Genomic DNA, 13,382 nt, shown 5'->3' with positions numbered 1-13,382 from the left:
CCCCCCGCCCCCCCCCCCCCCCCCCCCCCCCCCCCCCCCCCCCCCCCCCCCCCCCCCCCCCCGCCCCCTCACCCGGCACGAGCCGGATGAGCGACCCGGCGGGGCGCTCCGGGGACCGGTCGCCCAGCGCCGGAGGCCGGTCAGGCCGGGGCGACCCTCGTCCGCAGCAGGCAGAACTCGTTGCCCTCGGGGTCGGCCAGCACGTGCCAGGACTCCTCGCCGGTCTGGCCGACGTCGGCCGGGCGGGCGCCGAGGTCGAGCAGCCGCTGCAGCTCGGCGTCCTGGTCGCGGTCGGTGGGGGAGAGGTCGATGTGCAGGCGCAGCTTGCCGGGGGTCGGGTCGGCCACCCGCCCGAACACGAGGGTCGGGGCCGGGCCGCCGAAGCCGGCCTCCCGGCCGATCTCGACCTCGTCCTCCTCGCGGGAGAGCACCCGGTAGTCCAGGACGGCGGCCCAGAAGGCGGCGAGCGCCTCCGGGTCGCGGCAGTCGACGACGAGCTCGGTGAAGCGACAGGCCACGGGGGAGACCCTAGGGGGGCGGAAGTAGCCTCGACCACGTGCGCATCGTCCGCTTCGCGAGCCCGCAGGGCATGTCCTTCGGCGTCCTGGACGGCGACGGCAACGTCGCCCAGATCGAGGGCCACCCGTTCGGCCAGATCAACTTCACCGGCGCCCGGTACGCCCAGGCCGACGTGCGGCTGCTCTCGCCGATCCTGCCGAGCAAGGTGGTCTGCGTCGGCAAGAACTACGCCGAGCACGTCCGGGAGATGAACACCGGCGACGCGCCGAAGGCGCCGCTGCTGTTCCTCAAGCCGTCGACCTCGGTGATCGGCCCCGGCGACTCGATCCGCATCCCGCCGGGCAGCACCAACGTGCACCACGAGGCCGAGCTCGCCGTCGTCATCGGTGCCCGCGGCGCCCGGCACGTGCGCCCCGACCAGGTGGCCGGGTCGATCTTCGGCTACACGATCGGCAACGACGTCACCGAGCGCGACATGCAGAGGAGCGACGGGCAGTGGACCCGCGCCAAGGGCTTCGACTCGTTCTGCCCGCTCGGCCCGTGGATCGAGACCGACCTCGGCGGCCTGGGCAAGGACCCGGCCGACCTCGAGATCACCTGCACGGTCGACGACGAGCTGCGCCAGTCCGGCCGCACCAGCCAGCTGCTGTTCGACGTCCCGACCCTGATCTCCTACATCTCCGACGTCATGACCCTGCTGCCCGGTGACGTCGTCCTCACCGGGACGCCGTCGGGGGTCGGGCCGATCGCGGCCGGCCAGCGGGTCGACGTGACGATCGAGGGCCTCGGCACGCTGTCCAACCCCGTCTCCGGCGCCGACCGCAGCTCGACGGCGGGTGCCCGGTGACGGTCCGCACCCGCTTCTGCCCGTCCCCGACGGGCATGGTGCACGTCGGCCTCATGCGCACCGCCCTGTTCAACTGGGCGCACGCGCGGCACACCGGCGGTCAGCTGGTGTTCCGCGTCGAGGACACCGATGCCAGCCGCGACTCCGAGGAGTCCTACCAGCACCTGCTGCGCAGCCTGCGCTGGCTCGGGCTGGACTGGGACGAGGGCCCGGAGGTCGGCGGTCCGCACGGGCCCTACCGGCAGTCCGAGCGCCACGAGATCTACCGCGACGTGGCGGCGAAGCTGCTCGAGTCCGGGCACGCCTACGAGTCCTTCTCCACCAACGAGGAGGTGGAGGCCCGCCGGCTCGCCGCGGGGCAGGACCCCAAGCTCGGCTACGACAACGCCGACCGCTTCCTCACCGACGCGCAGAAGGCCGCCTTCCGCGACGAGGGCCGCCAGCCGGTGCTCCGGCTGGCGATGCCCGACACCGACCTGGTGTGGGACGACCTGGTCCGCGGCGAGGTCCGCTTCGCGGCCGGTTCGGTGCCCGACTTCGTCCTCGTGCGCGGCAACGGGGTCCCGCTGTACCCGTTCGTCAACCCCGTGGACGACGCCCTGATGGGCATCACCGACGTGCTGCGCGGCGAGGACCTGCTGCCCTCCACGCCCCGGCAGCTGGCGCTCTACGCCGCGCTGACCGACATCGGCGTCGCGGCCGGCACCCCCCGCTTCGGCCACCTGCCCTACGTCATGGGCGAGGGGACGAAGAAGCTGTCCAAGCGCGACCCGCAGGCGAACTTCGACGTCTACCCCGAGCGCGGCTTCCTGCCCGAGGGGCTGGCCAACTACCTAGCATTGCTGGGCTGGTCGATCGCCGAGGACCGCGACGTCTTCTCGGTCGCCGAGATGGTCGAGGCCTTCGACGTCACCCGCGTGAGCGCCAACCCGGCGCGCTTCGACCTGAAGAAGGCCGAGGCGATCAACGCCACGCACCTGCGCGCCCTGCCGGTCGAGGAGTTCGTCGAGCGGGTGGTCCCGTTCCTCGCGGCCGCCGGCCTGGTCGCCGATCCGCCCACCGACGAACAGCGCCGCGTCCTCGACGCGATCGCCCCGTTGGCCCAGGAGCGCATGGTCGTCCTCTCCGACGCCGTCGGGCTGCTGGCCTTCCTGTTCACCGACGACGTCGAGATCGACCCGGCCGCGGCCGAGAAGCAGCTGGCCGGCGACGGCGCGGCCGAGGTGCTCGACGCGGCGTCGACGGCGCTGGCCGGGCTGGGGGACTGGTCGACCGCGGCGATCGAGGAGGCGCTGAAGACCGCGCTGGTCGACGGTCTGGGGCGCAAGCCGCGGCAGGCGTTCGGCCCGGTGCGGGTGGCGGTCAGCGGCCGCACGGTGTCCCCGCCGCTGTACGAGTCGATCGAGCTGCTGGGCCGCGAGCGCACGCTCGCCCGGCTGGACCGGGCGCGCGCGCTCGGCACCGGCGCGTAGCCGCGCGGCCACGAGGGAAGGCGGGAAGCGTGACCGAGCCGGAGCCCTACACCGGTCCGCCGCCGACCGGCCCCTACGGGGCCCCGCCGGTGGTGGCGGGGATCGGCGCCGGGTGGGCCGGTGCCCCGCAGCCGCCGTGGGGCGCCGCGCCGCAGCCGTACCCGCCCCAGCAGCACCCGCCGCAGCCGCACCCGCTCCAGCCGTACGCGGCCCCGTACGCGCCCGGGCCGTGGGCCGGCGTCCCGCAGCAGTACCCGCCCGCCCCCGTCCCGTGGCAGCCGCCGCCGGACGTGCGCTGGGCGCCCCCGCCGGGCACCCCGCCGCACGACGTCCCGCAGCCGTTCCTGCACGCCATGCGGGCGCGGGACTGGCGGTGGTGGCGGCCGCTGCTCGGGTTGCTGCTGTTCGCCGTGGTGTTCGCGGTGGCCGACGTCGTCGTCGTCCTGGTGGCGATCGTCACCGGGATCGGCCCCGACCTGGCCATGCAGAACCTGATCGACCCGGCGACGCTGCTGGTCACCAACCTCACGCTGATCGTCGCCATCCCGACCGTGTGGCTGGCCTGGGGCGTGGCGCACGGCATGCAGGTCGGCTGGTCGGCGTCGGTGCTGGCGCGGCTGCGCTGGCGGCTGTTCGCGCCGTTCACGCTGCGGGCGCTGGCCACGCTGGGGGTCGGCATCGCGCTCACGGTGGGCATCGGCGTCGCCATCGACCCGGAGTCGGTCAGCGGGCCGGTGAGCGGGTACGGCTGGCTCCTGCTGGTGGTGATCCTGACCACCCCGCTGCAGTCGGCGGCCGAGGAGTACCTGTTCCGCGGCTACCTCAGCCAGGCGATCGCCGGGTGGATCCGCAGCCCCACGACCGGCGCCGTAGTCGCCGGGGTGGTCACCGCGGCGCTGTTCTCGCTGGCCCACGTCCCGCCCGACTTCCTGACCTTCCTCAGCCGCTTCGGCTTCGGGCTGGCGGCCTCGGCGGTCGTGTGGCTCACCGGTGGGCTGGAGGCGGCGATCGTGCTGCACGCGGTCAACAACGTGCTGGTCTTCCTGCTGGCCGGCGCGCTGGGCGAGGCGGTCGCCACCGAGAGCGTCTCCGGCCCCGCGTTCCTCGTCGTCCTGGTCGACCTGCTGGCCCTGGGCGCGTACGTGGCGGTCGTGGCGCGGTCGCGCCGCCGGCTGCACCCGGAGACGGTGACCCCGGCGCTGGACCTGCGCCCGCCGGCACCGGCGGCCGCCACGCCCTGGGGCCGGTGACCGGCGCTCCCGGAACGTCAGGTATGGTCGTCTCCGGCGCCGCGAGGTGCCACGCCAACCTTGGGGTATGGGGTAATTGGCAGCCCGACGGATTCTGGCTCCGTTAGTCTAGGTTCGAGTCCTGGTACCCCAGCGAGGAAGCTGACGTCCTGGCAGCACAGTTCCTCACGCACCACCCGCACGGCCCCGTCGTCTAGCGGCCCAGGACGCCGCCCTCTCAAGGCGGTAGCGGGGGTTCGAATCCCCTCGGGGCTACACCGCGCAGAGCCCCCGGCCATCCGGCCGGGGGCTCTGCCGCGTCCCGGGGGGGCCGTGCCCCGAGTGGCCCCTGATCAGGAGCCGGGGATAGCGTCCAGTGGGCCGGAACCGGCCCCGGAGACGTGGAGGTCGGCAAGGTGATCCGGACGAGCCGTCGCTTGGCCGACGGCCGGGAGATTCTGTACTTCGACAGCGACGACGACGCCCGGCCGCGCGACGCCGTCGACACCCGCGACCTCCCGCCGGTCAGCACCCGCTCGCAGCTGCGGTACGACGCCCTGCTCGACGAGTGGGTGGCCATCGCCTCGCACCGCCAGACCCGCACCTTCCTGCCGCCGGCCGACGAGTGCCCGCTGGACCCGTCCGCGCCGGGCCGGCCGACCGAGATCCCCGAGAGCGACTACCAGGTCGTCGTCTTCGAGAACCGGTTCCCGTCGCTGGCCACCGCCGTCGAGCGCGACGTGCCGCCGACGGCGCCGGGCGCCCCGCTGGCCGAGCTGCGACCGGGCTTCGGCCGCTGCGAGGTCGTCTGCTTCACCGACGAGCACGACCGCGCCTTCGCCGACCTCGGCGCGGAGCGCGCCCGGCTGGTGGTCGACGTCTGGGCCGACCGGACGGCCGAGCTCGGCGCGATCGACGGCATCGAGTACGTCTTCCCGTTCGAGAACCACGGCGAGGAGATCGGCGTCACCCTCTCCCACCCGCACGGGCAGATCTACGCCTACCCGTACCTGCCGCCGCGGGCGGCCAAGGTGCTCGACTCGGTGCGCCGGCACCGCGAGCGCACCGGCGGCGACCTGTTCGCCGAGCTGGTCGAGGGCGAGAAGCAGGGCCCCCGCGTGGTCACCGCGAACGAGCACTGGACGGCGTTCGTGCCGGCCGCCGCCCGCTGGCCCTACGAGGTGCAGTTCTTCCCGACCCGGCGGGCCCCCGACCTGCCGGCGCTCGACGACGCCCGGCGCGACGCCTTCGTCGAGGTCTATCTCGACGTCCTGGGCCGCTTCCGGCACCGCTTCGACACCCCGATGCCCTACATCGCCGCCTGGAACCAGGCGCCGGTGGGCGACGGCCGCGACGAGTGGTGGCTGTACCTCCAGCTGTTCTCGATCCGCCGGGCCCCCGGGAAGCTGAAGTACCTGGCCGGCTCGGAGTCGGGCATGGGCGCGTTCATCACCGACACCAACCCCGAGGACGTCGCGGAGCAGCTGCGGGCCGTGGTGCTCCCGTGAGCGACGGGCAGGCGGCCCGGGCCGCGGCCGAGGCGTTCCGCGCCCGCTTCGGCGGCGAGCCCGCGGGCGTGTGGGCGGCGCCCGGACGGGTCAACGTCATCGGCGAGCACACCGACTACAACGGCGGCTTCGTGCTGCCCGTGGCGCTGCCGCACACCACCCGGGCCGCGGTCGCGCCGCGCACCGACGGCGCGGTCGCGTTCTCCTCGCTGCAGCAGCCCGAGGACGACGTCGTCGTGCCGATCGCCGAGCTGGCCCCGGGCAACCCCCGCGGCTGGGCCGGCTACCCCGCCGGGGTCGTGCACGAGCTGCGCGACGCGGTCGGCGCGGCCGGCGGGCTCTCGGTGCTCGTCGACAGCGACGTCCCGGCCGGCGCGGGGCTGTCCTCCTCGGCCGCCCTCGAGTGCGCCGTCGCGCTCGCCGTCCGCGACCTGTGCCTGCCGGAGCTGACCCCGACCGACCTGGTCGACGTCGCCCGGCGGGCGGAGAACGACTTCGTCGGCGCCCCGACCGGCATCCTCGACCAGTCCGCCTCGGTGCTCTGCACCGCCGGGCACGCGCTGTTCCTCGACACCCGCGACCGCAGCAGCGAGCAGGTGCCCTTCGACCTCGCGGCCACCGGGCTGGCGCTGCTCGTCGTCGACACCGGCCAGGCCCACGAGCACGCCGGCGGCGGGTACGGCGACCGCCGCCGCGAGTGCGAGCAGGCGGCCGAGCGGCTCGGTGTCGGGTTCCTCCGCGAGGTGCCCGACGTCGACGCGCTCGCCGTCCTCGACGACGGGACACCGGAGGGGGCGGTCCTACTGCGCCGGGCGCGGCACATCGTGACCGAGAACTCACGGGTGCTCGAGGTCGTCGCGGCGCTGCGGGGTACGGACGACGTCCGGGCGATCGGGCCGGTGCTCACCGCCGGCCACGCGTCCCTGCGCGACGACTTCGAGATCTCGACCCCGCTGCTCGACGCGGTGGTGGAGAGCACGACGGCGGCAGGGGCGTACGGCGCCCGCATGGTCGGCGGCGGGTTCGGGGGCAGCGCGATCGCGCTGGTCGACGCCGACCGGGTGGACGCGGTGGTCGCGGCCGTCACCGAGAAGTTCGGCCGCGAGGGGGCCCCGCCTCCGCGCAGCTTCGTCGCCGTCCCGTCCGCGGGAGCCCGGCGGCTCGCGTGAACCCCGCGTCCGCGGGAGGAAGAAGGCCTGCGTGGACACCCTGAGGCTCGACGCCTCGTTCGTCGACTACGCGCTCGTCCTCGTCTACTTCGCCGTCGTCCTCGGCATCGGGTTCGCCGCCCGGCGCCGGGTGTCCGACAGCCTCGACTTCTTCCTCTCCGGCAGGTCGCTGCCGGCGTGGGTGACCGGGCTGGCGTTCATCTCCGCGAACCTCGGCGCGGTCGAGATCATCGGCATGTCGGCCAACGGCGCCCAGTACGGCATGCCGACCATGCACTACTTCTGGGTCGGCGCGGTCCCGGCGATGCTGTTCCTCGGCGTCGTGATGATGCCCTTCTACTACGGGTCGAAGGTCCGCAGCGTCCCCGAGTTCATGCGGCGCCGCTTCGGCACCGGGGCCCACCTGGTCAACGCGCTGTCCTTCGCCGTCGCCCAGGTGCTCATCGCCGGCATCAACCTGTTCCTGCTGGCCACCATCGTCGAGTCGCTGCTCGGCTGGCCGCTGTGGGTGTCCCTGGTCGTCGCGGCGGCGGTCGTGCTCAGCTACATCACCCTCGGCGGCCTGTCGGCGGCGATCTACAACGAGGTCCTGCAGTTCTTCGTCATCGTGGCGGCGCTGCTGCCGCTGACCCTGATCGGCCTCAACCGCGTCGGCGGCATCGGCGGCCTCGTCGACGAGGTCACGGAGGCGGGCAACGCGGACCAGCTGCAGTCCTGGCCGGGTACCGAGCTGTCCACCTTCGACAACCCGGTGTGGTCGGTGGTCGGCATCGTCTTCGGCCTCGGCTTCGTGCTCTCGTTCGGCTACTGGACGACGAACTTCGTCGAGGTTCAGCGGGCGATGGCCACCAAGTCGATGTCCGCTGCGCGCAGCACGCCGGTCATCGGGTCGTTCCCGAAGATGTTCATCCCGTTCGTGGTGGTGGTCCCGGGCATCATCGCCGGCGTCCTGGTGCCGGAGATCGCGCAGCTCAAGGCGGGTGAGAGCAGCAGCCTCACCTACAACGACTCGATGCTCGCGCTGATCGAGGAGGTGCTGCCCAACGGCCTGCTCGGCATCGCGATCGCCGGCCTGCTGGCCGCCTTCATGGCCGGCATGGCGGCCAACATCTCGGCCTTCAACACCGTCTTCAGCTACGACCTGTGGCAGCAGTACGTCAAGAAGGACCGGCCCGACGACTACTACCTGCGGGTCGGCCGCTGGGCCACCGTCGGGGCCACGGTGGTCGCGATCGGGACGGCGCTGATCGCGTCGGGCTACACGAACCTGATGGACTACCTGCAGACGCTGTTCGGCTTCTTCAACGCGCCGCTGTTCGCCACGTTCATCCTGGGCATGTTCTGGAAGCGGATGACGGCGACCGCGGGCTGGACCGGCCTGGTGTCCGGCACGCTGGCCGCGGTCCTGGTCGCGGTGCTCAGCGAGGACGCGCTGGGTGCGGCGTCGCTGGGCGTCATCCCGCTCAGCGGCCAGGGCGCGAGCTTCGTGGCCGCCAGCGCCGCGTTCGTCGTCGACATCGTGGTGAGCGTGGCCGTCACGATGGTCACGCGCCCGAAGCCGGTCGCCGAGCTGGTCGGGCTCGTCTACTCGGAGACCCCCAGGGAGCAGCGCACCGACCCCGACGCGGGCCGGCTGCCCTGGTACCGGTCACCCACCAAGCTGGCCGGGATCTCGCTGGCGATGGTCATCGCCCTGAACGTCATCTTCCGCTGAGGAGCCGGGCATGAGCGACACAGGCAAGCACAAGGCCGGCGCCTTCGACGTCCGCGTCGTCATCGCCGGGCTGCTCGGGGTCTACGGGATCGTGCTGGTCCTCATGGGCCTGTTCGCCGACCCCGAGACCGAGAAGACCGGCGGGGTGAACGCCAACCTCTGGACCGGCATCGGCCTGGTGGTGGTGGCGGTGGCGTTCTTCGTGTGGGCGCGGGTGCGGCCGGTCGTCGTCGACGAGGCCGAGCTGGCGCGGGCGCACGCCGAGGACGGCGACCGCCCCGCCCATTAGGGGCTTCGGGTCACGGCCCCTCGAGGACGGTGACCGGCACCCGCTGGACGAGGGTGTTGGCCATGCCCTGCCGGTTCCACTCCTGCTCGACCGGCTGGGTCTCCCCGGTGGCGTCGGTGGCGCGGGCGAGCAGCTCGGCGCGCCCGGGGGACGCCGTCCACTCGAAGCTCCACGCCCGCCAGGCGTACGGGTGCTCGGGGTCGGCCGCGGCCAGGACGGCGTCGGCCCACGTCGCGCCGCCGTCGGTGCTGACCTCCACCCGCTGCACCGGTGCCTGCCCCGACCACGCCCGGCCGGTCAGCGTCACCGGTCCCGGGCGCACGAACCGCTCGCGGGTCATGAAGTCCGGCCAGCCGGGCGGGGCCACGAGGGCCCGGGGCCGGATGCGGGTGACCGGCTCGCCCGGCTCGTGCGCGTCGACCTTGATCCGGTAGGCCGTGGCGTTCTGGAAGCCGTCGAACGGCCGCTCCAGCACCTCGATGCGCCGCAGCCACTTCACGTGGGCCATGCCGTACCAGCCCGGGATGACCAGCCGCAGGGGGGCGCCGTGCTGGGGCGGCAGCGGGGCGCCGTTCATGCCCCAGACCAGCAGCGCGTCCGGGCGCAGCGCCTCGGCGAGCGGCAGCCCGCGCGCGTAGTCCTGCTCGACGCCGCGCTCGACGCCGTGGTCGGCCCCGGTGAAGGCGACGTCGACGGCGTCGGGGGAGACGCCGGCCTCCTCGAGCAGCGGCGCCAGCGGCGTGCCGGTCCACTCCGCCGTCCCGACCGCCTCCAGCAGCCACGGCTGGCTCACCGGGCGGGGCTCGTAGCGGGCCCGGCCGTTGCCGGCGCACTCCAGCAGCACGCGCGCGGTGACCTGGGGACGGCGCTGCAGCTCCGCCAGGCCGAGCGCCCCCGGCCGCGCCACCGCGCCGCCGATCTCCAGCCGCCACGTCCCCGGGTCGACCGCCGGGATGTCGTAGTGGGTGAGCACGTAGTGCAGCCCCGGCGGGGTGACGTCGTAGCGCAGCGCCTCCAGCGGCATCCCGTGGTTGCGGGTGGCCAGGGCCAGCTCGTCGAGGCCGACGCCCTCACCGGGCTCGGCGATCCGCGCGCGACCGGTGGACGTCTCGGTGGCGGTCATGGGAGCAGTGTTCGCCCGTCGACCGGTGCAGGGGAAGCCGGGTCCGGCCCCGCGGTCACGCCGGGTCGAGCACGAAGACCGGGATCCGGCGCCCGGACGCGCGGCGGGCGTAGGCCTGCCACGCCGGGTAGATCGCCAGGCCGAGCTGCCAGAGCCGCTCGCGCTCGTCGCCGTCGGTGAGGCGGGCGCGCACCGGCCAGTCGAGGCCGCCGGTGGTCACGGATGCCTCCGGGTGCGCCACCAGGTTGTGGTACCAGGCCGGGTGCGCGGCCTGGCCCCAGTTGGACGCGAGGACCGCCAGCCGTCCCCGGGCCGCCCGCCGGGGTGCGCCGGCCGAGGGCAGCGGCGCGTCCAGGGGCAGGCCGAGCACGGGGACCGTCCGCGGCCGTCCGCTGCGCGACCCCGTGGTGGTCAGCATGACCACCGGCAGCCCGGTCACCAGGGAGGCGAACGTGGCCCGCCCCCGGGTGACGCGGAACACCGCGCGGTCGAGGTGGTGCAGCACGCGGACGTACACCCACGACACCGGGGCCGTCCCGGCCGTGCGCCGCATGAAGCGGTGCAGCGGGTTCGCCCGCGCGAAGGGGGTCGAGAACGTCGTCGGGCCGGCTCCGGGAGTCATCGGGTTCCTCCTCGGACGGATCGGTGGAGGAGTCCCGAGTCTGGACCGTTCCGGCCCCCAGCGGTACGGGCGCGGCTACCGCGCGGCGCGGGAGATGGCCGCGGCGGCGTCGAGCACCGCACCGATGACCTCCGGTGAGGGACGGCGGCCCAGCCGCTCGACCGGCCCGGAGATGGAGACCGCGCCGAGGACGCCGCCGGTGCCGTCCCGGACCGGGGCCGACAGCGAGGCCACGCCCGCCTCGCGCTCGGCCACGCTGTGCGCCCAGCCCCGGCGCCGGACGTCGAGCAGCGTGCGGGCGGTGAAGCTGGCCGAGGGCAGCAGCGGCGTCACCTCGTCGGCCGGCGCGAAGGCCAGCAGCGCGTGCGCGGCCGACCCGGCGGTCAGCGGCAGCCGGGCGCCCACCGGCACCGTGTCGCGCAGCCCGTGGGCGCGCTCGGCGGCGGCGACGCAGACCCGGGAGGCGCCGTCGCGGACGTAGAACTGGGCGCTCTCCCCGCTCAGGTCGCGCAGCGTCACCAGGTGGCGCTCGGCCAGCTCGGCCAGGTCGGGACCGCTGCGCGCCAGCTCGCGCAGCCCCGGGCCGGTCGCCCAGGCGCCGCCGTCGGTGCGCTCCACCAGCCGGTGCCCCTCGAGCGCGACGGCCAGCCGGTGCGCGGTCGCCCGGGGCAGGCCGGTGCGCGCGACGAGGTCGGCGAGCGTGGCCGGCTCGTCGGCGACGGCGCGGAGGATGGCCACCGCTTTGTCCAGAACGGCGACGGGGTTAGGCTGTCCCACACAGCAATACTCGCATCCCAGTGAATGGGATGGCCAGTGAGATCCCCCGGAAGGACCCGCCGTGCCGAAGACCCTGGCCGAGAAGGTGTACGACGCCCACGTCGTGCGCAGCGCCGACGGTGAGCCGGACCTGCTCTACATCGACCTGCACCTCGTGCACGAGGTCACCAGCCCGCAGGCGTTCGACGGCCTCCGCGCGGCCGGCCGCACGGTCCGCCGTCCCGACCTCACGATGGCGACCGAGGACCACAACGTCCCGACGCTCGACATCCTCAAGCCGATCGCCGACCCGGTCAGCCGCGCGCAGGTCGAGGCGCTGCGCCGCAACGCCGCCGAGTTCGGCATCCGGCTGGCGCCGATGGGCGACCGCGACCAGGGGATCGTGCACGTCATCGGCCCGCAGCTCGGCCTCACCCAGCCCGGCACGACGATCGTCTGCGGCGACAGCCACACCTCGACCCACGGCGCGTTCGGCGCCCTGGCGTTCGGCATCGGCACCAGCGAGGTCGAGCACGTGCTGGCCACGCAGACCCTGCCGCAGTACCGGCCGAAGCAGATGGCGGTGACCGTCGACGGCGAGCTGCCCCCAGGCGTCTCGGCGAAGGACGTCATCCTGGCCGTCATCGCGCAGATCGGCACCGGCGGCGGCCAGGGCCACGTCATCGAGTACCGCGGCAGCGCCATCGAGAAGCTCTCGATGGAGGCGCGCATGACGATCTGCAACATGTCGATCGAGGCCGGCGCCCGCGCCGGGCTGATCGCCCCCGACGAGACCACGTTCGCGTTCCTGAAGGGGCGGCCGCACGCGCCGCAGGGCGCCGACTGGGACGCCGCGGTCGAGTACTGGCGGACGCTGCGCACCGACGACGACGCCGTCTTCGACCGCGAGGTGCACATCGACGCCTCGTCGCTGACCCCGTACGTCACCTGGGGCACCAACCCCGGCCAGGGCCTGCCCATCTCCGAGCGGGTGCCCGACCCGGCCGACTTCGCCGACGAGAGCGACCGCCGCGCCGCCGAGGACGCCCTGGCCTACATGGGCCTGACCGCCGGCACCCCGCTGCGCGAGATCAAGGTCGACACCGTCTTCCTCGGCTCCTGCACCAACGGCCGGATCGAGGACCTGCGCGTCGCCGCCGAGATGCTGCGCGGCAAGCGGATCGACGCCGACACCCGGATGCTCGTCGTCCCCGGCTCGGTGGGCGTCAAGGCGCAGGCCGAGGCCGAGGGGCTGGACCAGGTCTTCCTGGAGGCCGGCGCCGAGTGGCGCGGCGCGGGCTGCTCGATGTGCCTGGGCATGAACCCCGACCAGCTCCAGCCCGGCGAGCGCTCCGCCTCGACCAGCAACCGCAACTTCCAGGGCCGGCAGGGCAAGGGCGGGCGCACCCACCTGGTGTCGCCGGCCGTCGCCGCGGCGACCGCGCTGACCGGCCGCCTGACCGCCCCCGCCGACCTCGAGACGGTTTGACCAGCCCGCCCCGCCACCCCCTCGGAGACCCCCGCCTGATGGACGCCTTCACCACCCACACCGGCACCGCGGCCCCGCTGCGGCGGAGCAACGTCGACACCGACCAGATCATCCCGGCCGAGTACCTCAAGCGGATCACCCGCACCGGCTTCGAGGACGGGCTGTTCATCGCCTGGCGCACCAACGAGCCGGACTTCGTGCTCAACCGGCCGGAGTACGCCGACGCCTCGATCCTGGTCGCCGGCCCGGACTTCGGCACCGGCTCCTCCCGCGAGCACGCCAACTGGGCGCTGCTCGACGGCGGCTTCCGGGTGGTCATCAGCTCGCGGTTCGCCGACATCTTCCGCAACAACTCGACCAAGTCGGGCCTGCTCACGGTGATCCTCCCGCAGGAGGAGGTCGAGAAGCTGTGGACGGCGATCGAGGCCGACCCGGCGCTGCCGGTGACCGTCGACCTGCAGGCGAAGACGGTCTCCTACGCCGACGCCGTCGTGCCGTTCGAGATCGACGACTACGTGCGCTGGCGGCTGCTCGAGGGCCTGGACGACGTCGGCCTCACCGAGCGCCACCTCGCCGACATCGAGGCCTACGAGGCCCAGCGGCCCTCCTGGAAGCCGCAGGCCCTCCCGGCCCGCTGAGAAGGGA

Annotated in this window: 13 protein-coding genes and 2 tRNA genes; 11 read left to right on the top strand and 4 right to left on the bottom strand. The window is 74.1% G+C overall.

What is annotated here, in order from left to right; genetic code table 11:
- Positions 1–140: 140 nt before the first annotated feature.
- The gene (locus ACI797_RS13320; RefSeq protein WP_456859119.1) at positions 141–518 is read right to left on the bottom strand and encodes a VOC family protein; all 378 of its coding nucleotides are present in this window, start codon (positions 516–518) and stop codon (positions 141–143) included.
- 38 nt (positions 519–556) lie between these two features.
- Here ACI797_RS13320 and ACI797_RS13315 point away from each other — a divergent pair, with 38 nt between their 5' ends.
- From ACI797_RS13315 to ACI797_RS13275, 9 genes are all read left to right on the top strand, one after another.
- Positions 557–1,366, top strand: coding sequence for a fumarylacetoacetate hydrolase family protein (locus ACI797_RS13315; RefSeq protein ID WP_456859118.1), 810 nt, complete (start codon positions 557–559; stop codon positions 1,364–1,366).
- Positions 1,363–2,838: a glutamate--tRNA ligase gene (gene gltX / locus ACI797_RS13310; protein WP_456859117.1), complete on the top strand. Its 1,476-nt coding sequence runs from the start codon at positions 1,363–1,365 to the stop codon at positions 2,836–2,838. The genes ACI797_RS13315 and gltX overlap by 4 nt, the downstream gene beginning before the upstream one ends.
- 29 nt (positions 2,839–2,867) lie before the next feature.
- On the top strand, positions 2,868–4,088 hold the full coding sequence (locus tag ACI797_RS13305) for a CPBP family intramembrane glutamic endopeptidase (protein WP_456859116.1): 1,221 nt from the start codon (positions 2,868–2,870) through the stop codon (positions 4,086–4,088).
- A gap of 61 nt (positions 4,089–4,149) precedes the next feature.
- A tRNA-Gln gene (locus ACI797_RS13300) sits at positions 4,150–4,221 on the top strand.
- Between the two features lie 49 nt (positions 4,222–4,270).
- Positions 4,271–4,343: transfer RNA gene (locus ACI797_RS13295), tRNA-Glu, on the top strand.
- A 161-nt stretch (positions 4,344–4,504) separates the two neighbouring features.
- Positions 4,505–5,575, top strand: a complete 1,071-nt coding sequence (gene galT / locus ACI797_RS13290; RefSeq protein WP_456859115.1) for a galactose-1-phosphate uridylyltransferase — start codon at positions 4,505–4,507, stop codon at positions 5,573–5,575.
- A complete protein-coding gene (gene galK / locus ACI797_RS13285) occupies positions 5,572–6,744 on the top strand; it encodes a galactokinase (RefSeq protein WP_456859114.1) in 1,173 nt (390 codons plus the stop codon). The genes galT and galK overlap by 4 nt, the downstream gene beginning before the upstream one ends.
- 31 nt (positions 6,745–6,775) lie before the next feature.
- Positions 6,776–8,458, top strand: coding sequence for a sodium:solute symporter family protein (locus ACI797_RS13280; RefSeq protein ID WP_456859113.1), 1,683 nt, complete (start codon positions 6,776–6,778; stop codon positions 8,456–8,458).
- Positions 8,459–8,468: 10 nt separating this feature from the next.
- Complete coding sequence (locus ACI797_RS13275; protein WP_456859112.1) at positions 8,469–8,747, top strand: hypothetical protein; 279 nt, start codon at positions 8,469–8,471, stop codon at positions 8,745–8,747.
- Between the two features lie 10 nt (positions 8,748–8,757).
- Here ACI797_RS13275 and ACI797_RS13270 read toward each other — a convergent pair whose 3' ends face one another.
- The 3 genes from ACI797_RS13270 to ACI797_RS13260 form a co-directional block, all read right to left on the bottom strand.
- Positions 8,758–9,870: a sulfite oxidase gene (locus tag ACI797_RS13270; RefSeq protein WP_456859111.1), complete on the bottom strand. Its 1,113-nt coding sequence runs from the start codon at positions 9,868–9,870 to the stop codon at positions 8,758–8,760.
- 55 nt (positions 9,871–9,925) lie between these two features.
- Positions 9,926–10,492 carry a nitroreductase family deazaflavin-dependent oxidoreductase gene (locus tag ACI797_RS13265; protein ID WP_456859110.1) on the bottom strand — a complete coding sequence of 189 codons (567 nt, stop codon included), beginning with the start codon at positions 10,490–10,492 and terminating at the stop codon, positions 9,926–9,928.
- A gap of 75 nt (positions 10,493–10,567) precedes the next feature.
- Complete coding sequence (locus ACI797_RS13260) at positions 10,568–11,230, bottom strand: IclR family transcriptional regulator (protein ID WP_456539979.1); 663 nt, start codon at positions 11,228–11,230, stop codon at positions 10,568–10,570.
- Positions 11,231–11,330: 100 nt separating this feature from the next.
- Here ACI797_RS13260 and leuC point away from each other — a divergent pair, with 100 nt between their 5' ends.
- Both leuC and leuD read left to right on the top strand, forming a co-directional pair.
- Complete coding sequence (leuC, locus tag ACI797_RS13255) at positions 11,331–12,737, top strand: 3-isopropylmalate dehydratase large subunit (RefSeq protein ID WP_456859109.1); 1,407 nt, start codon at positions 11,331–11,333, stop codon at positions 12,735–12,737.
- Between the two features lie 38 nt (positions 12,738–12,775).
- Entirely contained in the window at positions 12,776–13,375 is a 600-nt protein-coding gene (gene leuD, locus ACI797_RS13250; RefSeq protein WP_456859108.1) for a 3-isopropylmalate dehydratase small subunit, read from the top strand.
- The last annotated feature ends 7 nt before the right edge of the window (positions 13,376–13,382 follow it).

The organism is Geodermatophilus sp. SYSU D00691 (assembly GCF_054050275.1).
Note: the sequence above shows the minus strand (reverse complement) of the source record. Positions and strands in the feature narration are given on the sequence as shown.

What these genes read in the sequence shown, in the direction of transcription:
- ACI797_RS13275 (WP_456859112.1), top strand. Translation starts at nt 8,469, where the DNA reads ATGAGCGACACAGGCAAGCACAAGGCCGGCGCCTTCGACGTCCGCGTC.
- ACI797_RS13270 (WP_456859111.1), bottom strand. Translation starts at nt 9,870, where the DNA reads ATGACCGCCACCGAGACGTCCACCGGTCGCGCGCGGATCGCCGAGCCC.
- ACI797_RS13265 (WP_456859110.1), bottom strand. Translation starts at nt 10,492, where the DNA reads ATGACTCCCGGAGCCGGCCCGACGACGTTCTCGACCCCCTTCGCGCGG.
- leuD (WP_456859108.1), top strand. Translation starts at nt 12,776, where the DNA reads ATGGACGCCTTCACCACCCACACCGGCACCGCGGCCCCGCTGCGGCGG.